Annotated in this window: 20 protein-coding genes and 1 pseudogene; 6 read left to right on the forward strand and 15 right to left on the reverse strand. The window is 44.0% G+C overall.

Annotated elements, in window-relative coordinates; all coding sequences use genetic code 11:
• Nucleotides 1–113: 113 nt before the first annotated feature.
• On the reverse strand, nt 114–950 hold the full coding sequence (locus tag ACINLD_RS09085; RefSeq protein ID WP_026588010.1) for an alpha/beta hydrolase: 837 nt from the start codon (nt 948–950) through the stop codon (nt 114–116).
• Between the two features lie 643 nt (nt 951–1,593).
• Between ACINLD_RS09085 and ACINLD_RS09090 the strand changes: the two genes are divergently transcribed.
• The gene (locus tag ACINLD_RS09090) at nt 1,594–2,115 is read left to right on the forward strand and encodes a hypothetical protein (protein WP_077736356.1); all 522 of its coding nucleotides are present in this window, start codon (nt 1,594–1,596) and stop codon (nt 2,113–2,115) included.
• A gap of 322 nt (nt 2,116–2,437) precedes the next feature.
• Here the strand turns inward: ACINLD_RS09090 and ACINLD_RS09095 are convergent, their stop codons facing one another.
• A complete protein-coding gene (locus ACINLD_RS09095) occupies nt 2,438–3,673 on the reverse strand; it encodes a cytochrome P450 family protein (RefSeq protein WP_409444595.1) in 1,236 nt (411 codons plus the stop codon).
• Nucleotides 3,674–3,870: 197 nt separating this feature from the next.
• Here ACINLD_RS09095 and ACINLD_RS09100 point away from each other — a divergent pair.
• A pseudogene (locus tag ACINLD_RS09100) lies at nt 3,871–3,992 on the forward strand (gfo/Idh/MocA family oxidoreductase); the annotation flags it as partial.
• A 71-nt stretch (nt 3,993–4,063) separates the two neighbouring features.
• Here the strand turns inward: ACINLD_RS09100 and xynB are convergent.
• Both xynB and ACINLD_RS09110 read right to left on the reverse strand, forming a co-directional pair.
• Nucleotides 4,064–5,665 carry a xylan 1,4-beta-xylosidase gene (xynB, locus tag ACINLD_RS09105; RefSeq protein WP_409444594.1) on the reverse strand — a complete coding sequence of 534 codons (1,602 nt, stop codon included), beginning with the start codon at nt 5,663–5,665 and terminating at the stop codon, nt 4,064–4,066.
• A gap of 36 nt (nt 5,666–5,701) precedes the next feature.
• Nucleotides 5,702–7,075: an MFS transporter gene (locus tag ACINLD_RS09110; protein WP_026588014.1), complete on the reverse strand. Its 1,374-nt coding sequence runs from the start codon at nt 7,073–7,075 to the stop codon at nt 5,702–5,704.
• Nucleotides 7,076–7,437: 362 nt separating this feature from the next.
• Between ACINLD_RS09110 and ACINLD_RS09115 the strand changes: the two genes are divergently transcribed.
• Nucleotides 7,438–8,232: an SDR family NAD(P)-dependent oxidoreductase gene (locus ACINLD_RS09115; RefSeq protein ID WP_026588015.1), complete on the forward strand. Its 795-nt coding sequence runs from the start codon at nt 7,438–7,440 to the stop codon at nt 8,230–8,232.
• 33 nt (nt 8,233–8,265) lie between these two features.
• Here the strand turns inward: ACINLD_RS09115 and ACINLD_RS09120 are convergent, their stop codons facing one another.
• The 11 genes from ACINLD_RS09120 to ACINLD_RS09170 form a co-directional block, all read right to left on the reverse strand.
• Nucleotides 8,266–10,299 (reverse strand): GH32 C-terminal domain-containing protein, encoded by a 2,034-nt coding sequence (locus tag ACINLD_RS09120; RefSeq protein ID WP_409444593.1) that lies wholly within the window; start codon nt 10,297–10,299, stop codon nt 8,266–8,268.
• A gap of 148 nt (nt 10,300–10,447) precedes the next feature.
• A complete protein-coding gene (levG, locus tag ACINLD_RS09125) occupies nt 10,448–11,275 on the reverse strand; it encodes a PTS fructose transporter subunit IID (RefSeq protein WP_026588017.1) in 828 nt (275 codons plus the stop codon).
• A gap of 19 nt (nt 11,276–11,294) precedes the next feature.
• Nucleotides 11,295–12,101, reverse strand: coding sequence for a PTS fructose transporter subunit IIC (levF, locus tag ACINLD_RS09130; RefSeq protein WP_026588018.1), 807 nt, complete (start codon nt 12,099–12,101; stop codon nt 11,295–11,297).
• Between the two features lie 17 nt (nt 12,102–12,118).
• Entirely contained in the window at nt 12,119–12,607 is a 489-nt protein-coding gene (locus ACINLD_RS09135; RefSeq protein WP_026588019.1) for a PTS system mannose/fructose/N-acetylgalactosamine-transporter subunit IIB, read from the reverse strand.
• On the reverse strand, nt 12,604–13,044 hold the full coding sequence (locus tag ACINLD_RS09140) for a mannose/fructose/sorbose PTS transporter subunit IIA (RefSeq protein ID WP_077736352.1): 441 nt from the start codon (nt 13,042–13,044) through the stop codon (nt 12,604–12,606). The genes ACINLD_RS09135 and ACINLD_RS09140 overlap by 4 nt, the downstream gene beginning before the upstream one ends.
• A gap of 207 nt (nt 13,045–13,251) precedes the next feature.
• Nucleotides 13,252–16,053, reverse strand: a complete 2,802-nt coding sequence (locus tag ACINLD_RS09145; RefSeq protein WP_026588021.1) for a sigma 54-interacting transcriptional regulator — start codon at nt 16,051–16,053, stop codon at nt 13,252–13,254.
• Between the two features lie 376 nt (nt 16,054–16,429).
• On the reverse strand, nt 16,430–16,843 hold the full coding sequence (locus ACINLD_RS09150) for a YjdF family protein (RefSeq protein WP_026588022.1): 414 nt from the start codon (nt 16,841–16,843) through the stop codon (nt 16,430–16,432).
• 196 nt (nt 16,844–17,039) lie between these two features.
• Nucleotides 17,040–17,531: a hypothetical protein gene (locus ACINLD_RS09155; protein ID WP_026588023.1), complete on the reverse strand. Its 492-nt coding sequence runs from the start codon at nt 17,529–17,531 to the stop codon at nt 17,040–17,042.
• A gap of 96 nt (nt 17,532–17,627) precedes the next feature.
• The gene (locus ACINLD_RS09160; protein WP_026588024.1) at nt 17,628–18,467 is read right to left on the reverse strand and encodes a helix-turn-helix transcriptional regulator; all 840 of its coding nucleotides are present in this window, start codon (nt 18,465–18,467) and stop codon (nt 17,628–17,630) included.
• 84 nt (nt 18,468–18,551) lie between these two features.
• Nucleotides 18,552–18,962 carry a carboxymuconolactone decarboxylase family protein gene (locus ACINLD_RS09165; protein WP_035428218.1) on the reverse strand — a complete coding sequence of 137 codons (411 nt, stop codon included), beginning with the start codon at nt 18,960–18,962 and terminating at the stop codon, nt 18,552–18,554.
• On the reverse strand, nt 18,940–20,163 hold the full coding sequence (locus ACINLD_RS09170; RefSeq protein ID WP_077736350.1) for an MFS transporter: 1,224 nt from the start codon (nt 20,161–20,163) through the stop codon (nt 18,940–18,942). Before ACINLD_RS09170 ends, ACINLD_RS09165 begins: the two co-directional genes overlap by 23 nt.
• 163 nt (nt 20,164–20,326) lie before the next feature.
• Here ACINLD_RS09170 and ACINLD_RS09175 point away from each other — a divergent pair, with 163 nt between their 5' ends.
• From ACINLD_RS09175 to ACINLD_RS09185, 3 genes are all read left to right on the forward strand, one after another.
• Nucleotides 20,327–20,608 carry a YrhK family protein gene (locus tag ACINLD_RS09175; protein ID WP_026588026.1) on the forward strand — a complete coding sequence of 94 codons (282 nt, stop codon included), beginning with the start codon at nt 20,327–20,329 and terminating at the stop codon, nt 20,606–20,608.
• A 69-nt stretch (nt 20,609–20,677) separates the two neighbouring features.
• Entirely contained in the window at nt 20,678–20,932 is a 255-nt protein-coding gene (locus ACINLD_RS09180) for a YciI family protein (protein ID WP_026588027.1), read from the forward strand.
• A 551-nt stretch (nt 20,933–21,483) separates the two neighbouring features.
• Nucleotides 21,484–21,825, forward strand: coding sequence for a DUF4064 domain-containing protein (locus ACINLD_RS09185; RefSeq protein ID WP_026588029.1), 342 nt, complete (start codon nt 21,484–21,486; stop codon nt 21,823–21,825).
• The last annotated feature ends 11 nt before the right edge of the window (nt 21,826–21,836 follow it).

Here is a 21,836-nt window from a genome sequence, read left to right on the forward strand (position 1 = left end):
AAGCCCGATTCTGAACCTCTTGGGTGTAAAACAAACGATTTAATTTAAAAAAAACCCTTTTGAGGGCTTTTTTATAAGAAAGCTTGTGCCGCTTCAGCACTTTACAAATCAACTTATTTGTTTTTCTCCTTTAAAAACGCCATAACAGCTTTTGTCAAATCCTGTGCTTCTGTCGGTGCATCCGGAGAACCGAGCATTTTATTTAAATTGCTGTGAGATAAGTTCTTGACTCGGTAAACAAAATCAGACCCTTTCGCATGGTTTGCGATTTCTGCAAATTTGTAAACAGCAGGATCTTCCCATCGGGTAACTAAATAGGCCGGCGGCAGATTGGAATGGTTGATGTAGGTGAGCGGTGATGCTTCTGTCCACACCTTTTCATCAGAGCCAAACACCTTTTTGTAGGACGGGATCGCTCCGATGAATGACTTCAGATTCAAAGGCCCGTCTAATATCACAATCGACTTGAGTGATGCCGGTTTTAGGCCTACACTGTTTAAATATTTAGCATCTGCGGCGATTAAGCCCGTTAAGTGCCCTCCTGCCGAATGTCCCATCACATTGATTTTCGATTGGTCGATTTGATACTCATCTGCATGATTCACCACCCATTTGATGGCTTGGGCAACATCATAGGCCATATCATCATACTGAGCATCAGGATGAAGCCGATAGTTTAAAGACACGAAAACATAGCCGTTTTCTGTAAAAAACGCCGGCTTGGAAGCAGCCCCGCTCTTGTCCCCGCCTGTCCATCCCCCGCCGTGAATGTAGATGAGAACGGGATGTTTTTCATTTTCGTCGGTCTTCGGTGTATAAATATCCAGTGTTTGTTTTTCGTCCTTTGCATATTGAATATTTTTTGCGTTTTTGTCTGCATTACATGCGATGAAGCTGATACATAGAATGACTAATGCTGTAAATGCTGTCCATTTGATGATGTTTCTCAAATTTACACACCTTTCTTCTTCAGCGTTTTCAAGCTTTCCGACGGTGGACTCATATTCCGATCAATTTCTCAAATCTCATTGGGTGTTTCACTTAAAATGCCATGCTTGTTTTGCTTCTAAGGTTTCTCAAATGCATATCCTTTTTTATCACCGATGACACCGATAAGAAAACACTTTTTCAAGCTTTGATCTATCTGCTCTGATGCCGAATTAGGCGTATGATGCTCCATTTTTATAATAAAAACTACTTCTGAAGTTGTTTTTATTATATTTTAATTTCCTGCTTAAAGATACAGATTTGTTCTGTTTTTCACACAAATTCTACCACAAGACCAAGCACTTCATTTCCTGGCGAACAAAATTTTTTCTGTTAGCACCCCTACTGCGATATGCTAAAAGTACTAGTTTGCGTCATAGGATAAAGGTCTTCTCCGGCTCCTTAATCTGCGATTTATAGCAATCATCATAATTTGATTTTTGGAAGAACACCAATAATACAAGTGAATCTAATTGCTATTTCCCTTCTAAAGTACATAAGCAAAAAGAACTGAAATCTTTAACAAAAATGGTAAATCACTGTTGAAAAAACATGAATTTTAACCTATGATAAAAGACGTATAAAATAACATAGGGGGACATGATCATGAAAAAATTTTTAGTCTTATTCTTATCGCTTGGTTTAGCTATGGCATTAGCTGCCTGTGGCTCAACTGATGATGTATCAACTGGGGCAGATGATTCAAAAGATAAGAAGACAGAAGAAAAGAAAGATGATGATTCAAAAAAGATTGATGCCAGCAGCCAAAAGACTGAAGCTTTAGGAATGAAAGTTAACTTAGGTGATATTAAAATCATGAAAGACAAAATTAATGTCGGCATCAACATTGAAAATACGACTGATAAAGTATTAAACTTTTATCCTGATCAAGGAAACGCAGTAGTTGGAGATATGCAATTGTCAGCCAACATGTTTTTAACTGACGGTGATGTTGGTGGAGAAGTCCAAGGCGGGGTTAAACAAGATGGCGTTCTTGAATTTACAGTGCCGGAAGGAAAAGAGCTTGATATTGATCAAGTAAAAGAAATCAAGTTAAACTTTGGTGATGTAACGACTGAAGACTTTATGAAAAATCAAGCTGTTTCACTGACTGTTCAAGTAAAATAGCTCATCTCTGATTTCCTGCTGTCCGCTTGGACAGCAGGAATGATCAATATTAAGACGGCGGGCAAGCACGGTTCATTCCTTTCCAACCCTCTTTTTCTTTTAAGATACTTTCCCGTTTATCGTTCCGAAAGAGCGCTTCAAACTCCAACCTCCTCTTTCCGCCGGTATTTGGACCATCAGAGGCATACCCCTATTCAAAAAATGGCAGCGAACCCAATACCCTTACATCCGCTTTTTCAGCAAAGCCTCCTTTTCGGAAATGAATCCATCAAAAAGTGAAAGACTCAGGATTCCCTTCCTTCAGATGGATAGCACGACATGATTAGAAACGCAATGGCAGTTCTTCTAAAGCTCGCATCAAAAAGTTCCCTTTCCATTTGATCTGTTCCCTTTCGCCATTTATCTGTAGATTTGGGCAGCGGCGCAATAATGTTGAAATGCCTATCTTTGCTTCCAAGCGGGCAAGCGGTGCGCCGAGGCAAAAGTGGCTGCCGTGGCCAAAGGCAATATGGCGATTGTTCTTTCTTGCAATATCAAACATTTCGGCATTCTGGAATACTTGTTCGTCGCGGTTTGCCGATGCCAATGAAATGATGATCACATCTTTTCTTTTGATTTCCTGTCCGTGTAATGTAAACGGTTCAGCCGCCCAGCGCAAGGTCGTTAATTCAACAGGGCTGTGGAATCGTAACGCCTCTTCTATCGCTGAATCCATCAAGTCTGGATTGAGGAGAAGCTTCTCCAATTGGTCAGGGTGACTCAGCAAGGCATATATCATATTGGTAATCAGGTTTACGGTCGTTTCATGACCTGCAACGATAAGCAGCATAATCGTCGAGTACAGCTCTTCTGTGCTTAATGTTGTTCCTTCACTTTCCGCCTCAATTAATGCACTGATTAAATCTTCTGCAGGCTCATCTCTTTTTTTATGAACTAAATATTCCAGGTATTTTGCGAATTCTCCTATTTTCTGATTGTTTTCCTCCATGCTTTCAGGGGTATCTGGAAACTCAATAATCGCTTCCGACCAAACCCTGAATTTTTGTCGATCTTCAAGGGGAATGCCAAGCATTTCACTGATCACGATAATCGGCAGAGGGAAAGCGAAATCGTCTAGAAGGTTCATAGAATGGGTGGGATATACTTCATCCAGTAAAGAATCAGCGATATGTTGGATTCTGTCTTCAAGCTGCAAAATCATCCGGGGAGTAAATGCTTTTTGAACAAGGGTCCTCAAGCGGCTGTGATCAGGAGGATCTGAGTTCAGCATATGCTTTGTCAAGGCTTCTTCATTTTCCGAGAGAATGGGGCGGTTCTCTTCTTCCTCGGTGAATACATTTTCATAGTTTTTCTTTAATTTTGCATCCTTTAATAGACGTATTGCATCATCATACCTTGTCATGAGCCAGCCTTCCCCCAGATCCCCCAAAGATACAGGATAAAGAGGACGGGAAACGCGCAATTCTTTGTAGAACTCATACGCCTCATCTTTAAATGCCGCCGACGATAAGTGTTGTTCCGATAAAATAGCGGAGCTTTCCTCATTTTTTGAAACCATTCCTGCAAGCCTCCTTTTCCCGTAAAACATTGTTAATTTAATCCTTTATTAGCATTATAAACCACAATGGTAGATTATGCTATCTATATCCAACATTCGAAAAGTGCAGCAAAGTATTTTCAAATGCCGGTTCTTCCTTACAACTTTTAGATATGATGAAAGAATGAGCTTCGATATCTTAAAATCCGTACACGAAGAAAAACCGCGGAAATGAAGAAACGTTAAAAACGTGATATACCCTCACATTGAAGGCATACGCTGGATGGAAAATTGCGTGCGTTCGGCTGAACTTGAGTCAGCATGGGTTGATTTTAAATAAATGCGCCGCTATATCACAAGGCATTTTAGGCCGTGGTATGATCACGGCCTCTTCTATTGAACACTTAAAATTTAAAGCTCTTTATACATAAAATAGGAAAAGTCGGCATGTTTACACGCTCCGCTTGTATCCTGGCACTGTATGCCTACAAAAGCTCCTGTGAAGAATCCCCCTCCTCGGATATAATCGTCTGATAACTTTTTAGACTCTAACATGAGCTCAATTTTATGCCAGTCTTCTTTGTTAAAAGAATACGAGTAATGATACGTCTCATATTCTACATTTACCCTTAAATAAACATATTCTGTTTCGCCGGGGATAACAATTTTATCTTTTAGCGGCTGTGAAAACGAAAAGTTATCACATACCGTTACATCCAGAATGCGCCCAAGGTTTTCATCATACGTGATTTGCAGAGCCGTCCAATTCTCGGTGTTGTAGTAATTCACCAATCCGGCTGCTTGCTGAAAGGTATCGGGGTGGAATTCAACGGCCGTTTCCGCAACAAAATGGAGGCTTTGCCAGCGCCTTGCCACAAACGACTGGGTAAATGTGGATGTTAATGAGTCCTGGCCGAATAAGCGTAAATGGTTCGGCCTTTCCGTTAGTGAGCCTAATTCTTTCGTAAATGGAATCCGTAATGTCTGAAAGTTGATATTTAATGTTGAATCTTCAAATTGATCAATTTGCGGGTATGTCGATGGAAACTTTGTTTCACAAATACGGGGCGCTTCCACCTCAAGGCTCCCTTCTTTTCCCCCGACCACATAAGGCCATCCGTCTTTCCATGCCAACTTTTGAATCGCTGTTTCTCTTCCCAGAGGACAATATCCTCTTTGGTGAATCACCGAATCGTCATCCGGGTGAATCGGACGCCCTGTCAAATGAGCCAAATACCACTCACCTGTATGTGTTTGCACAATTGATGCATGTCCGCATTTTTGCAATGGATGTTGCGGAGCGTGCCAAGACGTTAAAATTGGGTTATCAGGGTGAACTTCGTACGGCCCTTCAATGTTTTTTGAGCGGGCAATCGTGGCTGCGTGCTCGAACCGTGTTCCGCCTTCCGCCGTTAATAAATAGTAATAATCCCCGATATGATAAAGGTGCGGTGCTTCAGTCAGTTTGATATCTGTACCTTTAAAAATGATTGTCGGATGTTTGATCAGCCTTTTTTCCTTTTCCGAATATTCCTGCATCACAATGCCCCCAAATGAATGGCGGTCTGTTCGATGGTCCCACAGCATATTTAATAAATATTTTCTTCCGTCCGTATCATGGAACAAAGAAGCATCAAAGCCGGAACGATTTAATGTGATGGGTTCCCCCCAATCACCGTCAACGGTTTCACAAGTGACCAAGTAGTTACGGCAGTCTTTCCATGCTCCATCGACAACCTTTACATCCGTATATACGAGCCAAAACTTGCCCTCGCTGTAGCTTAAACAAGGCGCCCATACCCCGCCTGAGTCGGGATTTCCTTTCATATCCAATTGCGAAATCCGCTGCAATGGACGGGCAACCAAACGCCAATTCACCAGATCTTTTGAATGATGGATTTGCACCCCCGGAAACCATTCAAAGGTGGATACAGCTATATAATAATCCTCACCGACTCTGCAGATGCTCGGATCGGGATTGAAGCCTTTCAGTACCGGATTGCTAATTTTCATCTTCATTCCTCCTCATCTTGAAAGTGCTAAGCTACCTTAAATGTCCAAGTCAACTTTATCTCTATTCTCTAATTCACGTACGACTTTGGCATATTTTTCTTCGTTTAAATGATAAAAATTAATGTCGATCATCGCTATGATCAGGAATATAACAGGGACGACAGTTGTCGTGATTAATATCCCTGTCAATGCTTCAGGAGATTGAACTTGACCGGCAACATAGCCGAACTTGTCCAGTATCAGTCCCGGAACGATTCCGCCGAGTGCCATGCCGAACTTAAAGAAAAAGCCGATAATCGCATAAATCAATCCGCCCAAGCGTTTTCCTGTCCGATATTCGCCGTATTCGATCGTTTCCGGAATAAGCGCCCACATATATCCCCCTGCTGTAACACTTCCTACTGCGGCAATGACACGAAAGAAGAGCACCAGAAACACATTGCTTGGCGGAATAATGAGAATGGCTAAAAGTCCAATGATATTTAATAATAAAGCGGCATTTAACAGCTTTCTCTTTCCCAGCCATTGATTGATTCGCGGTATAAACGGCAGAACGGCCAATGCAGGAAGACTTCCCAGCAAGCCATACCATTTCACAAGGTCTTCTCTGCCAACATTGTATGTCATGTAATAGATTCCGACAGAATTGCTGATCGAGTTGACGCCAAAGATAATAATGAAGAAAATGCTCAGTACAACCAATGGCCGATTCACCCGGAATTGCTCAAAAATATCAGAAAATTTGATTTTCTCATCCGGATTTTTCAGGGTGACCCTCTCTTTTGTACTTTTAAAACAAAAGATTAACAAACAGGCGCCAATGATGCTTAACATGCTCATCGTCAGCTGCCAGCCAAGAGCTTTGTTTCCGGTTGTATCACCTAAATAAGCAGATAATAATGGAACGAAAAAAGATACGATCAGTCCGCCGAGATTGGCAAAGACCATCCGAACAGATGTGATGCTGACGACCTCTTGATGATTTCTCGTCATTGCGGAAGTTAACGCACCGTATGGCACATTTATCGTCGTGTATGTAAGCGATAAGCCGACATACGTCACGTAAGCGTAGACTAATTTGCCCATATGGGAAAAGTCCGGTGTTGTGAAACAGAGGATGGCAAGTACAGAAAGAGGAAACGCACCAAACAGCAAATACGGTCTAAAACGCCCAAATTTACTATTTGTTCTGTCTACGATTGTTCCGATAAAAGGATCGGCAAGCGCATCAATCATTCGCACAACTAAAAACATCGTGCCGGCAGCCGCTGCTGATAAACCGTACACATCGGTATAGAAAAATAAAAGATACGTTGAAACGGTCGTGTAAATCAAATTACATGCCAGATCTCCAGAGGCGTAGGCAGATTTCTCAAACATACTGATTGTTTTAACATGTTCACCAGCCATATTCTTTCCCCCCTAAAAGCAGACGCTTTTTGATATCTACTAACCACTCAAGGTTTGTCCCCATCACAAGCTTTCAAACAATCGCGCTGCAATTCAGCGGATTTCTCCTCCAAACACGGCAAGCCTCCTTTCATTTTTTGTTCTGGACAGTGATCGCCCAACTTTGTTTATTCGTTAAACTAAGTTTAGTTCGTTATGAAAGCGTTGTCAATCATTTGTTATATGACACAAAAACAGATAGAAACAATGTGCTAAAAGGCACTAAAAAGTACCTATGTGACTTAAAAGTGCGCACTTCTTTTTTTGACTCTTCTGTTTGATAATGGGTATAGATGGTTATAAAGAAAACGGAGGGATGGATGATGAAACTTGATTTACAAAGAAAAACGGCATTGGTGACCGGGTCCACATCAGGGATCGGCAAAGCCATTGCCGCTTCACTCACGGAAGAAGGGGCGGCTGTCGTCATCAATGGGCGCCGGGAAGAGAAAGTCATAGAAACGATAGACGAATTGAAAGCGCGGTATCCTGAGGCTGTTCTTTATCCGGCGGCTTTTGATCTTGGGACCGAAAACGGATGCCAAGACTTGTTTGCCGCATTCCCTCAAGTTGACATTTTGGTGAATAATTTGGGGATTTTTGAGCCGGCGGATTTCTTTGAGATACCGGATGAGGAATGGTTTCGCTTTTTCGAGGTGAATATCATGAGCGGGGTAAGGCTCTCGCGCAGGTATTTACAGAAGATGATCGAGAAAAAGGAAGGCCGGGTCATTTTTATTGCAAGCGAAGCCGCGGTGATGCCATCACAGGAAATGGCGCATTACAGTGCGACGAAAACGATGCAGCTCTCCATTTCCCGGAGCCTGGCAGAGCTTACATCGGGCACAAATGTGACGGTCAATACCGTTATGCCGGGCTCAACCTTAACTGAGGGCGTTGAAACGATGCTGCATTCTCTCTATCCGGGCGAAAACCTGACCGCAGAAGAAGCGGAACAGCGTTTTATGAGAGAAAACCGGCCGACATCGATTATCCAGAGGCTGATTCGTCCGGAAGAAATCGCACACTTTGTCGCGTTTTTAAGCAGCCCGCTTTCCTCGGCGATCAATGGTGCCGCATTGCGGGCGGATGGCGGATTGGTCCGCAGCGTCATTTAAAAAAAGGCTGGAATGTTGATTCCAGCCTTTTTTTCATTGATTGACGTAAACATTTTGAAAGAATGCCGTCGCCTCCCACACGTTTAAACCAAGTAAGCCGCTGGAAAAAGTTGAGTCATTGGCATCGATCACTAAGCGGCCATCTAAATAGATGTTAAAGCGGGTACCGTTAGCCACCGTTTTAAGATGATAGGTTTGATTGATATCGATCGGTGTTTTATATTCGGCGATGATTGTAGCGTTTCCGTCTACAAACTTAAAAAATTTAACGACGTCATGTTTGGCGTCAACATTGGCAAGATAGCCGTTTTTGACATCTTGGTCAGCCCGAAACACAAGAGCCCCCGCCCCTCTTCCATTTCCATCCTTTATCGTGATATCGGATTCGTATGTGAAGTCTGTTCCCGATTTTGAAGATACAATGAAAGAATCACCGTCAGAGCGCCCTTGTTTTCCATCTATTGTGTCGGCCCACACGCCGTTGACAGTCGTCCAGCCGGTTAAATTGGACTTGAAGGGTGACGACCTCCATATGTTTTGCAGAGGTTGGATCGTAAGCGAGTTTAGCTTGACTAAACCGTTTGACGCATACAGCTCAAGACCTTTGCTGGATGGATCAGGGAGAATGATATCGGTGATCACCCGCCGTCCATCGTTTCCAAAGACTTCGACTGACGAGCGGTCCACAAAAATGCGCATCTTCACCTTTCCATCAATCGGACGCATTGGCGCCATATGCTTCCCATTGTTAAAGCTCGGATTGAAGGATATGTTTCCTGAACGGCTCCGGTCAACGAACAGACCGGCGCTGTTTGAATCATAACCGATTTTTGTATATTGATCTCCTTTTTTTCGCACCTTAAAACCGAATTCGGACGTCATCCCCGACAATATTTGAAATTCAGCATTGATTTCATAGGCATCCCCTGAAAAACCGGCCAGCAAATTCCTGCTTCGCGGTGAAATCATCTTGTGTCTCCACTCTTGTGACGCTCCCCGGATTGATTGAAGCTCCGCGACTGGGGTTTGAACGACTCTGAATCCCTCGGAAAGCGCTTTCAATTTTAGCTGTCTTGGAAGGGTCATGGCCCCTCTCCACGGGGATGTCGGCACATCGTTGGCATATTGCCAGTTGCTCATCCATCCTAACCAAAGCCGCCGTCCGTCTGAAGACGGGATGTCTGACCAAGTAACAGCCGCATAGAAGTCTTTACCGTAATCTGTCCAAAGGACCTGTTCCGGCGGATTTTCATTCTTAAAGGTCGTTCCATCAAAGCTGCCAACGAAGTACTGCATGCCTGATCCTCCTGAAACCGATCCGTTTCCAACACTGACTTGCATGACCCATTTTTTTTGATTTGGACGGCCTTCCACAGGAAGCTCAAATAAATCCGGACATTCCCATACTCCTCCATGGCTCCCCTGCCCGTGGCCAAATTGACTTGCATAAGCCCATTCCTTCAAATCGGGCGATGTGTACATCAAGATGCGATCTCCGGCGGCAAGCACCATCACCCACTTGTTTGTCTTTTCATGCCAAAACACTTTCGGATCGCGAAAGTCTTTTTTGCCCGGGTTTGGAATAACAGGGTTGCCTGCGTATTTCGTCCATGTTCTGCCTTTGTCATTGCTGTAGGCAATGCTTTGCACTTGAACGCCACCCCGATCTTGTGTGTAAATGGCGACAAGCGGCTTCTCTGCACCTGTTTGAAAACCGCTTGTATTATGCCAATCTACCACGGCGCTTCCGGAAAAAATCGTCCCTTTATCATCCGGTTCGAGCGCAACCGGAAGGTGTTCCCATGAGACTAAATCTTTGCTTACCGCATGACCCCAGTGCATCGGCCCCCATTTGAGGCCGTATGGATGATATTGATAGAACAGATGGTATTCCCCTTTATAATAAACCATTCCGTTTGGATCGTTCATCCAGTTGGCTTCAGGTGTGAAATGGTACTTTGGCCGATGCTTTTCATCATAGTAGCCCGGGTCGGCTGCAGAAACAGGAAGGGCTGACAACCACATCATCATCAAAATGATTCCAACTTGCATACATGCCTTTTTCACTTTTTTGCTCCTCTCTTTTTCCTTTTTAACACCTTACCGCCGCTTCCTGCTGCAGCTAAGCTACTATGATTATTGTCCAACAGCTGCTAAACGGCCAAGAATGTCTACGGCCGCACAGCCCGCTTCCATTTCGCGGCTGACTTTCTCCCTACTTCAAAAATCCAGCCCAATAGCCGAGAATCCCAATTACAAAAATACCCAATATAATCAACAGAGGATTCACACCTTTGCGCAGCATCCAGGCCACGAACAATGTCAATCCCAAAGGGAGAGCTCCCGGCATGATGCTGTCTAACACATTTTGCACCGTTTGAACATCGACTTTGCCTGACTCATCCTTAATTCTTGACACCACGACCGGGATGTTGATGGTGGTCCACTTGGAGACGAGGGCTCCCATGACAAACAAGCCGAGGATGGTGGCGCCTTCCGTCAACTTTTGAATGCGGTTTCCGACCAAGTCTTGCAGAATTTCCATTCCTTTTACATAACCGTATTTTAAACCGTAATACTTCGTGCTTAATCGAATCGCATTGATTAAGAAGAAAAACAGCAAAGGACCGGCGATGTTCCCGCCTAAAGCGAGCGATGCCCCTAAAGCCGCCAGTACCGGGCGCAATGTTCCCCAGAAAATAGGGTCGCCCACACCGGCCAAAGGTCCCATTAATCCGATTTTCATTCCGCTGATCGCTTTGGCGTCAATTCCTTTATTGTTGGCCATTTCTTCTTCCATGGCGGCTGTGACGCCGAAAATGGGCGCTGTCAGCCATGGATGCGTGTTGAACCATTCCAGGTGGCGCTGGAGCGCTTCACTTCTTTTCGCTCCCGGGCCGTAAAGCTTTTTAATCGCCGGAATCATGACATAGCAATACCCCATGGCCTGAACACGCTCAAAGTTAAATGATCCCAGCAAAAAATTGGAACGTATAAACATGCTGAAAATTTCTCTTTTCGTTAATCTTTTTTCTGTATCCATCTTCATCCCTCCTTATGATTTAGGCATCGAGATCATCATCGTCGTCATCATAGACAGCCACACTGCTGTCGCTGGCAGCGGCGACTGCGCCATGCGCGGTGTTTTTTTGCATGACCTGCTGATATAAGAGCGCCAGACAAAGCCCCAGTGCGCCAAACCCAACCAGGTTGAAATCTGTAAATGCTGCCAGTAAAAATCCGATATAGAAAAATGGCTTTAAATAAGGGATGTTCATCATATTGATGACCATGGCATACCCGACGACAACGATAATTCCCCCGCCTACCTGCAAACCTTTTGTGATGACTTCAGGTATATTTCCCAAGAAGGCCTGAACGGCGCTGACGCTGATCAATGCCACAATCAAAGTCGGGATCATGACCCGCAGCGCTTGAAAGACCATCGCGGTGATGTGCATGATTTCGATTCCTTTAAAATTCCCGTCTTTCGCATATTTGTCAGCGCGATGAATGAGAAAGACGGTGATTGTGCGGACAAAAATGGTCAGCGCCTGCCCTGCAGCGGCGAGTGCGACAGCCACGGCAATGCCTTCACCGATTCCCTGATCAGCGGTAATGACTAAAATCGTTGAAATCACAGAGGCGATCGCTGTATCCGGCGCCATGGCAAGACCGACATTCATCCAGCCGAGCGCCATCAGCTCAAGTGTTCCACCGAGAATGATTCCCGTCTTTAAATCACCGAGCACCAAGCCGACCAATGTGCAGGCAATCAGCGGACGGTGCGTCTGCCCCTCGTCCAGCACGCTGCCTATGCCTGTAATGGCTGCGATGATCAGCAACAAAACGATTTGTATGGTCGTCATCTTGTTTCATCCTCCTTTTATTTTGCGGCGTTTCTTAAAAGCTGCATAAAATCTTCACTGTTATCGGAAGGAAGCTGCCGCAGCTCCAGTTTCACACCCATTTCATGCAGTGCTTCAAACGCCTCGATATCTTTTTCTGTAACACTGACCGATTTTGTTATTTGCCTGCGGTTATTCTCAAAGCGCATGCCGCCGACATTGACTGTCTCGATTGGTACACCTGCTTCAACGAGGGACACGATATCACCCGGTTTTTCAAATAAAAGCATCGCTGTTGTATCCTGATAGCGCGGACTGTGAAACGCTTTGGCCATCTTCGAAATCGAGACGGCGCTCGCTTTTACATTAGAAGGCGCCACAGAAAGGATCAGCGTTTTTCTCATTTCATCAGCCGCAATCTCATCTGAGACGATGATGATGCGGTCGGCGGCATGAATTTTAATCCACCTTGTTAGCACCTGGCCGTGAATGAAGCGGTCGTCAATTCTTGCAAGTACAATCTTCATAATAATTCATCCTCTCTTTCTTGATGGGAGATTTTTACTTTTTCTAAATGTTCACTGCACACTTGAAAGGTTTCTTGACTCATCTTTTTCAAATTGCCGAGCAGCTCTTTCAGCGGCATATGTCCTCTCAAGCTTAAGGCTTCCAACAGAATCGGCAGGTTGACGCCGGCGGCCATATCGATTCTTCGGTCGCTGACGATGTAAGGGGTGGCCGCGTTATATGGCGTCCCTCCAAAAATATCCACCAAAAACAGAACTTCATGTTCCTCGGGAATGCCCTTCAGCGTCTCTTTATATTTTTCTTGCAATGTTTGGATGCCTTCACCTTTCAAAAACGGCACCGCCATGAGGTTGTCTTCTTCACCGAATATCATGCCTGAAGACTCTTTTAATGCTGTGGGAAAATGTCCATGTCCACTGATAATGACTGAAATCATGATGTTTGCTCCTTTCCTTTTTTCGTTCGCTTATTATTCATGCAAGTATCGTGCCAAGGTAGGAGTATCAGCATTTTTTATTGAATCTTAAGTCGGTGATTTTTTCGGTATGAAACACATTTCAAATAAAAAATAAACCTGTATTAAAATGGGGGTCCATTTAATACAGGTTTATAGAAAAAAGGCGGATTTAAAACAGCCTGCATTTCATGAAGACTGCAATTCTTCGGCAAAAATCGAGGCGATAAACAGTTTTTCATCACGGCTGATGTTGAGTCCGAGCTTTTCTTCGTAAGGTATTAATGTCTGCTCCGTCACGCGGTAGACCCGTTCCAGCTGATCGGTTATCTCTTCTTCGTCCGCAAAAGCGATCGGGTTCTGTTTGATCACCCTTTCAAAAGCAAATGCGGTGTGTACGATGACTTTGATCATCACTGAGTTGTTTAAGATGATGCCCAATTCGTCCTGGATTGTTTGCAGCCACTCCAATAAAATCTCTGTAATATGGTACGGGTTCAAAAAGACCAGATACTTTTTCAAACTATCTTCGCAAAGCTCCCGCACAACGATATTCGGGCTGGTTAGTCCGACGTTTGCCGGTGCATGACCTTTTGTGATCGCCTGCTGAAGAATTTTTTCGCCTTCTCCTTCAATTAATACTTCCAAAGATACATGGGGAGCGTCGATTTTCGGGTTTTTCGTTCCGACTGTGGCAACGATCTCATATTCTTGTTCGATTTTTTTGATGCTGTTTGCCAATTTCATGGATGAAACGGTCAGGATTTTAATCGGATCATCAGATGCTTTGTTGACGATCGTTGTTAAAATCTCTTCCAGCTTTTTGGCCGTTCCGCTGCCTGTCGTGCAAATCGAGACCAGCGCCTTCCTTTTGCCGGATGCCGCAGGCTGCTGGTCCCATAATTCGATAAAGTCCTTTTTAACCGAATCATAGATCGCATGAAGGTTTAGATTCAGATAGTTCACCTTTCGAACCGCATCCAGCACCATTGCTGTGGTAACATTGCTGATCGTTTTGATTTTGACGCCGGTTTTTTCTTCGAGCCTGCTTCCCAGCATTGCAAGCGATCCCATGTCGACGAGCATTAAAACGCCCTCTCCTTCGTCCACTTCCTCAACCTTTACCGCCAGGCATTCGATGATTTCCGCCGGTGATACAGTAAGGGGCATATCCACGGCTACAATCGGGGTGCTGCCCAACAGTTCAGTTGCCACCTCCACCAGGGAACTTGCCATGCTGTTTCCGTGTGCAGCCACGACAATCCCCACCCTTTTCGTTTCCTCCAATGATTTGATCGAATGAATGAGCATCGTTAAATAGATGACTTCGATTTCCGGAATGACGACTCTAAAATATTCTTCAATCTTATCTTTGAAAATCAGGGCGACCTGATATTCTTTCACATGGGTGTCACGGATTTCGTCCGTCTCCTGTGTATTCAAGACATCAATTTGCTTTCCGCGCTTTAAAAATGAGTCGATATGCATGCTTAAAAAGTAGATGAATTTACGGTCAAATTTGCAATTCAGCTCATGTTCGGCAACTTCTTTTAATGCTTTCGTAATGTGAAGCACATCGTCTTCCACAAATTTCAGCAGGCTGTAGTTTTGAAATGTTCGTTGATGGAAAAAGCTGCGGACATGCAAATGGATATCAGTTAAAATGTATTGATTAATCTCCTTTTTTGATAAACCTTCCTGATTTAAGATTTTGACTTTTTCCTCTATCAAATGATACAGATTAAAGGAAAGATCGTCTTCGATCTTGGTTGTTTCATCCTCGACAATCGGCGAAATGATCGTGGTAATATTGACATATTCAGAAATCATTTTGCTTCTTTCAATATTTTTGCTGCTGGAAATCCAGTCTTGCTTGATGTCCTCCGGAAGGTCGCGGACGGTCAGTTCCACAACATCTTCCCGGTCCAGGTGGTTTAAAAACCCGTGTGCACAAACAAGCTGTACATTCGATTTCAGCTGTCCCACATTTCCGAATTTCGCCGAATGAATCAGCGCGTTGTACACATCAATGTGGACGCTTAAATTTTTCTTGATCCGCTCTGCTTCTTTCCCCAACAAAAACGTCGTCAGCTCGACTCTTTCCTGCAATGATCGTTCATCAAGCGAGGGAATATGTATCGTCATCGGAATTCTTCGCAGAAATGTTTTTAATAGAGCAGAGCTCGGGTTTTCTGTCGTCGCGCATATGAACAATACCTTTGCTGTCCGTTTATGTTCCGTCTCCCCAAGCCTGTTATATGTTCCGCTGTCAATAAAATAAAACAGCATTTCCTGTCCTTCCGGGGGAAGGCGGTGGATCTCATCCATAAACAGAATGCCGCCGTCGGCCTGTTCGACCAAACCGACTTTATCGTCGCCGGCGCCGGTAAAGCTCCCTTTTTTATGTCCAAACAATTGCGAAAGCAGCAATTGCGGATTGTTATAGTAGTCTGCACAGTTAAATGTAATAAATGGAGCGCCCGGCTTCAATATGTCGGAATAAATGGCGAACTGGTAAATCCGGTTGGCAAAAAGCGATTTGCCCGAACCCGTCGGTCCTAAAAGGAGCATATGGAGGCCGTGCGGAGGATAAAAGACAGCGGCTTTCGCTTGCGAGATCGCTTTTTTTAAGCTGCCTTTCGCCCCGATCATAAGTTCCAGCGGATTCGTGGAAATATCCCGGCGGGGCTTTTTCGAATGGCCGGCATACTGCTTCAGTTCCTCGACTTCCATCACGTCTTTATTCCATTTACGTCCGAACGTTTTTTCCACCGTTTCAACAGGGACATAACGAACAGGGAATGTTTTAACTTTGATGACCTTTTTCGAGCGTACAAGGTTGTTCAATTCAAAGCTAACATTGGAGCGCTCCATTTTCAGCTGTTCAGCGATTTCTTTTGCAGAATATCCTTGCACCTTTAAAAGGTGATCCAAGGTTGTTTCATGAAAATTTTGCATAAGCTGCTGATACACTTTATCGATTCTTTTCATGTCTATCATCCTTTGTCCTTTTTGGATATTGTCCGTTGCCGTTTGCTAGTTTTTTAGAAAATTCCGAATACGAATCCTGAGTGTTAGCCGGACGTTTGAACGCATCAAGCGTTTCATCTCATATTAAAAAGGATTCTAGATATTCCATATGCGATATTGGTCATAGATACCCCCTTCCAAAGTACTGTTTGTCAATAGTTTACCATTCTCTGAAACGATCATATATATCGATGATGATATTTTTCTTGCAAATGACAAGAGCGGAAGGTAAGGAATATTGATGCCTATTCAGATGAGTAGGATGCGGGGGAACGATTTCAAATCAAACGGCCCTCATCTGATGAGGGCCGTTTTAACCTTTGGCGGGAACATTCGCTTACTTGCCTCTATGCTTCGCTTTTGCCTTTTGCTTTTTCAAGCGGTATTTTTGCATGTTTTCCTGTTCCCGGCGGTGTTTATTCAAGCGTTTTTTCTTTTCTTTTTTGGCTTGCTGTTCCTGTTTGATGGCTTCTTGAGCTTTAGTGGATATCCGGGCATGCTTCATTTCTTTGGCCACTTGGCGCTGAAGCCTTTTCGGATTGATTTTCCTTTCGGGTTCAGCTTGTATCCGAATCCCTTCCTGTTCAGCATCTGCAATGATCCGCATAAGCTGATGGTTGACAAACTCGAGCACTTCCTTATCTTTCGGCTCCTGGCCAAACATATGGCGAAATGCCCTTAATTTGCCTTCCCGTACAACTTCAATAATCCCGACGTAAAACTGGCCATCATGGTAAATCGTTAATTTCATCACGATTCCCTCCTCTATTAAAACTTACGAAGAATGATGGACATCCCGAGGAGGGGAAGGTTACTGACATCATCAAGATGCATCTGGACTACCAACCGGATCGTGTTTTTTCATTCTTCTAGATCAATGTAGCAGACTTTTCAATTCAATGGAAGGGTGTTCCGTTTATTTTCTATGACCTTTTATGTCGCCCCCATCAGTTGCGGGCATTCGATGTGAATGTAAATGTCTCCTTTAACATTCTTCCTTCAGTTCCTTTTTCCGTCCATAGGATATCGACTTCTAATTCCGATGCTTTTTCGGCTACTAAAATATTGCTGTAGCTGACAGGCGTTCCATTATTCAAACTTTTGGCCAACAAAGCTTCCTCCTTGTGATCACGACGTTCGTCACGCTTGCCGAAAAGAGAATACTTCGTTTCGGAGTGCGGATCATTTCTAAAAAGATGAATTTCCGCTGAAGCTATATCGCGGCCGATTTTTTGAACCTTGACCGAATATGTTTGATATTTTCCTTGTTCAGCTTTTGCCAGGTTCTTTCCTTCTTTCGCTTTGCCGATTTCAACCGTCCATTGGTCTGTCTTCTGCTTGACCGGCAATTGCTGAATATTGAGCGCGTTTGCTGCCGAAATTGGCGAAAGCGCGCTTGCAATACAAAATGCACCAATGGTAAACAACAGTTTTTTCATCATAAACCTCCTCATGACGTTTTTAATATGTTGGCCCTCCCCCGTATGGATGATGCATTTGTTCATGAAAAAAGGAAGCGGATTGATCCGCTCCCTTTACGATTTAGACAATAACATTCTCAGTTTTGAAATCGTGTTTTCTTTTTCCAACGGTCTATACACCGTGAGCTTTAAATCAGGCGCATCGTATAATTGCAGAGTGACATGCTCCATAAACATCGTGCCGGCCGAAGGGTGATTAATTTCTTTTTCACCGGCGGGCGTGCCGAGGATGTCATGATGATTCCACCAGCTGCGAAATTCAGCGCTTTTTTGCGACAACTCATCGATCAACTCGTTGATCCATTCTTCTCCAATGAAGCGGGAAGCTGTGAATCGAAATTGCGCCAGCAGTCTTTTCGCATGGCTTTCCCAATCAGCCAGAAGTTTTTGATAGTCCTTGGAACAAAAACAGCGCCAAATCGCATTTTTTTCTTTATGACTCATCCGTTTAAAATCGCCGAACACCAAACACGCCGCTTCATTCCAGGCAATCACGTCCCACTTTTCATCTGTGACGTAGACGGGACAATCTTTTAAATGCTCAATCAGATGCTGAACGGCCGGGTTCAAGTGTTGTTTGGTGCTTTGCAGTTCATAGAGCGGGATTTGCTGTCCAGCCAACAGAAAGACATGCTTTTTTTCCTCATAGTTTAATTTGAGAACTCTCGAAATGCTTTCCAGCACCTGTGTCGATACTTGGATATCCCTCCCCTGCTCAAGCCACGTATACCAGGTCACCCCAATGCCGGCAAGCTGGGCCAGTTCTTCTCTTCTCAGACCTTTCGTTCTTCTTCTCTGTCCGAGCGGCATCCCGTATTCTTCGGGGGATACTGTTGACCTTTTTAATTTCAAAAAATCGCCCAACTCTTTTCTTTTCTCTTTCATTCCATCCAAAATACTCACTCCTCCTGCGTGGCGAACATCTTCTATTTAAGATTCTACATGAAAAAGGAGCGGAATGAAGATAGAACCTGCTATTTATTGTGATGAGTGGGATTCTTCTGGATCCCCGTTTCGCTCGGCAAACACTTCTGAGGCGACCGTTAATATTGTGTTAAGGCCGTTTGGAAAACCTGAATAAATGATCATCTGCATCATCACTTCGATGATCTCTTCCTTTGTCCATCCGGCATTTAGCGCACCATTGATATAAAACGGCAGCTGCTCTGTGTTTCCAAGCGCGGTTAGACCCGCTACTGACGCCAGCAGCCTGGACTTCAATTCAAGGCCCGGTCTTGAAAAGATCTGGCCGTAGTTAAACTCCACGGCCAACTTTCCAAGATCAGGGGCAATCGATTCTTTGAAACTGTTTACAATTTCTTCGTAATGGTCTTGATCAATTTGTTCTAATACTTTAAGTCCTTTTTTATAATTGTCGCACATTTGCATGATCTATTCTCTCCTCGCATTGAATTTTTTGGGCAGGCTTGTCGGAAATCAACAGTGATGTGAAGGCGATACCGGTCATCAGTATTCCGAGCGCACAAACACCTGGCCAATTGAAGCTGCTCCAGGTCAAAACGCCCAGGAATGAACCCAAGGCGCCGCCGAGGAAAACCATAACCATCAACATACCGTTGAGACGGCTTCTCATCTCACCGGACAATTGAAAGATCATAGCCTGGCTTACAACCTGATTGGCTTGCGTGCCCATGGTGACAAAGAGCGCTCCTATAATGACGGCTATTAAAGATATTTTCCCTAAAAAAAGGAGGATAAAAGCAAATAATGATAATGACATGCACAGCACATTTGCAAAAACGTGCCCCCTCTTGTCAATAATTCGCCCGATCACAGGAGCAGCAAAGGCGCCTCCGATTCCGACAAGCCCAATCATTCCTGCGCCCTGGCTTCCATAGGTATAAGGTGGATCATTCAGCAGAAAAACAAGCGTCGTCCAAAACAAACTAAAAGCGCCAAACATAAGACCTTGGCTCAAACAGGCTTTTCTCAGAGTTTTTTCCTGCAGGAGCAAAGGCCCCAGAGATGCCAAAAGTTTTCTATAGTGAACGGTGTTTGCAACCTTGCTTTTCGGCAAAAACAAACGAATCAGCACCATGATCATGACTGATGCCGCACACGTGATCCAATACACCGACCTCCAGCCGTACTGCGAATCAATGATGCCGCTAAAAAGCCTTGCTCCCAAAATTCCGCACACCAGGCCGATTGCAACATTGCCGATCACTTTTCCTCTCTCCGTCTCACGGGCAAGGTCTGCTGCAAAAGGAACGATCAATTGCGGGATGATCGTAAAAAACCCCAGCAGAAGCTGTACTGTCACAAGCCAGAAAAAATTCACGGCAATCGCTGAACTGGCAGAACAGAGACAGACAAGTAACAACAGATTTAAAATCAGCCGGCGCCTTTCAAACATATCGCCAAGAGGAACCAGCATTAAATTTCCCAATGCGTAGCCTGCCTGGGTGATTGTCGCGATCATGCCCGTCTCGGCGGCTGTTGTGTGAAACGTATGCGCCATGCTGACCAGAAGCGTTTGATTTAAATAGATATTTGCCACAGTAAATCCTGAAATCACCGCCATTAGGAGAATCAACCCTTTCGAGACCCCAGAATTCAGCTTTTCCATTTTGTCACCCCCTTACGCTATGCATTATAAGTGACTTCGAACATAGGAAAATAGCAGTGTATTGATCATAGTATCAGGAGTACCATGACTAAGAGCACCTGCTCTTCACGTTTTACTTTTACTTCCTCAAGGGTAAGAAAAAAGAGATGGGGGGAATGGAACAATGTCAAAAGAAGCAAACGAGATGCAGCAGCATATGGACCGATATGAATTGTTTTTCAAAAAAAGATATAAGGTGCTCCATACAGTAAACGACTTTCTCATCGGTCTTTTATTTTTTGTCGGGAGCTTCTTCTTTTTTTCGGCCACGTTGAAGCCCGCGGGAATCTGGCTGTTTGTCATCGGAAGTTTTCAGCTGATGACAAGACCTGCGATTCGCTTCATACACGATGTTCATTACAGAAGATATCTTGAACGCCGGTTGATGCGGACGAATTCAGATTAGGCGAACCTTTATATGAATCTTTTATTTGTGCTAAAATAAAGTCATCTTTTGACAGAAAGGAGTGCTACGATGAAAAAATATCTACTTATGACAACCAGAACCGAGAACTTTAACGATCAATATGTGCCGGCCCATTATGAATTTTTGGACAGGCTGAAAGCCGAGAACCGCCTGGACATGTTCGGCCCTTTCAGCGATGCATCCGGAGGTGCGTATCTCATCAGGGCAAAGTCTCTCAAAGAAGCAACAGAAATCGGACATTCCGATCCGATTGTTGAAAGCGGCTCTTCCACACTGGTGATCAAAGAATGGCAGATCAAATAAAAGCTTCATATGCAATATAAACCTTCCCTGCGCGGGAGGTTTTTTTATGAACATACTCCGTCCGAAAAAATATAAAGAAACGGCCTTTTCGACCGATACTTATTTTGACTCCAAAAAAACCTATTGAAAAATTGGGTATTTTAACCTATGATAATAGGAGTGTTCGTACTGAGAACAGGAGGTGGATATTCGAACAGATCAAAAGCCCGCTTATTTCAGCTGTATGGAGCGATTGAAAGAGGATCATTCCAAAAAGAACGTTGCCGGCAGGATGTAGGCCTAAAAAACAAGGTTCATTTTGGGGTGCAGAAAATCTTCATGGGCAACAATCTTAAACTTTTATTCTTTCACAGCAATTGGAATATGCAATGATTAAAACATTTATTTTTATTGCCGCTGTTCATAGAAGAAGTTTACGGTTGCTTGAAGCTTCGTTGCTGGAAGGGCAGATCATAAACAATGATGCAAGCATTTGACGGGTGACGGCAGCGATTTTGGACAAAGAAGCCTGTGCCAGTAACGGTACCGGCAAAAAAAAGGAGTTTTTACATATGAAAAGAACGACAGAATTTGTACTAGGTCTAATTGGCGGTATTTTCGGTTTTATCGGCGCTTTTATTGCATTGATGATCGGCGGCATCGACGCTGCATTCAGCTCATCCGGCACAAGTCAAATCGTTGGACTTGGATGGGGAGCGGTCTTCTTTTCCATTCTCGGTATTGTTGGATCAGTCATAGTGAGGAATAAAGCAAAACTTGGCGGAATCATGCTTTTAATTTCTGCAATCGGCGGATTTATTTGTATTTTCATGTTCTACATTTTATCGGGCGTTCTGCTTTTCATCGCCGGTATCATGGGATTGGTCAGAAAAGAGAAAACAATAGCTGCATAACGTATCAAAAA

The organism is Bacillus sp. z60-11 (genome assembly GCF_046464135.1).
Taxonomy (GTDB): domain Bacteria; phylum Bacillota; class Bacilli; order Bacillales; family Bacillaceae; genus Bacillus; species Bacillus sonorensis_A.

What these genes read in the sequence shown, in the direction of transcription:
- ACINLD_RS09090 (WP_077736356.1), top strand. Translation starts at nt 1,594, where the DNA reads ATGAAAAAATTTTTAGTCTTATTCTTATCGCTTGGTTTAGCTATGGCA.
- ACINLD_RS09095 (WP_409444595.1), bottom strand. Translation starts at nt 3,673, where the DNA reads ATGGTTTCAAAAAATGAGGAAAGCTCCGCTATTTTATCGGAACAACAC.
- xynB (WP_409444594.1), bottom strand. Translation starts at nt 5,665, where the DNA reads ATGAAAATTAGCAATCCGGTACTGAAAGGCTTCAATCCCGATCCGAGC.
- ACINLD_RS09110 (WP_026588014.1), bottom strand. Translation starts at nt 7,075, where the DNA reads ATGGCTGGTGAACATGTTAAAACAATCAGTATGTTTGAGAAATCTGCC.
- ACINLD_RS09115 (WP_026588015.1), top strand. Translation starts at nt 7,438, where the DNA reads ATGAAACTTGATTTACAAAGAAAAACGGCATTGGTGACCGGGTCCACA.
- levG (WP_026588017.1), bottom strand. Translation starts at nt 11,275, where the DNA reads ATGGATACAGAAAAAAGATTAACGAAAAGAGAAATTTTCAGCATGTTT.
- levF (WP_026588018.1), bottom strand. Translation starts at nt 12,101, where the DNA reads ATGACGACCATACAAATCGTTTTGTTGCTGATCATCGCAGCCATTACA.
- ACINLD_RS09135 (WP_026588019.1), bottom strand. Translation starts at nt 12,607, where the DNA reads ATGAAGATTGTACTTGCAAGAATTGACGACCGCTTCATTCACGGCCAG.
- ACINLD_RS09140 (WP_077736352.1), bottom strand. Translation starts at nt 13,044, where the DNA reads ATGATTTCAGTCATTATCAGTGGACATGGACATTTTCCCACAGCATTA.
- ACINLD_RS09145 (WP_026588021.1), bottom strand. Translation starts at nt 16,053, where the DNA reads ATGAAAAGAATCGATAAAGTGTATCAGCAGCTTATGCAAAATTTTCAT.
- ACINLD_RS09150 (WP_026588022.1), bottom strand. Translation starts at nt 16,843, where the DNA reads ATGAAATTAACGATTTACCATGATGGCCAGTTTTACGTCGGGATTATT.
- ACINLD_RS09155 (WP_026588023.1), bottom strand. Translation starts at nt 17,531, where the DNA reads ATGAAAAAACTGTTGTTTACCATTGGTGCATTTTGTATTGCAAGCGCG.
- ACINLD_RS09165 (WP_035428218.1), bottom strand. Translation starts at nt 18,962, where the DNA reads ATGCAAATGTGCGACAATTATAAAAAAGGACTTAAAGTATTAGAACAA.
- ACINLD_RS09170 (WP_077736350.1), bottom strand. Translation starts at nt 20,163, where the DNA reads ATGGAAAAGCTGAATTCTGGGGTCTCGAAAGGGTTGATTCTCCTAATG.
- ACINLD_RS09175 (WP_026588026.1), top strand. Translation starts at nt 20,327, where the DNA reads ATGTCAAAAGAAGCAAACGAGATGCAGCAGCATATGGACCGATATGAA.
- ACINLD_RS09180 (WP_026588027.1), top strand. Translation starts at nt 20,678, where the DNA reads ATGAAAAAATATCTACTTATGACAACCAGAACCGAGAACTTTAACGAT.
- ACINLD_RS09185 (WP_026588029.1), top strand. Translation starts at nt 21,484, where the DNA reads ATGAAAAGAACGACAGAATTTGTACTAGGTCTAATTGGCGGTATTTTC.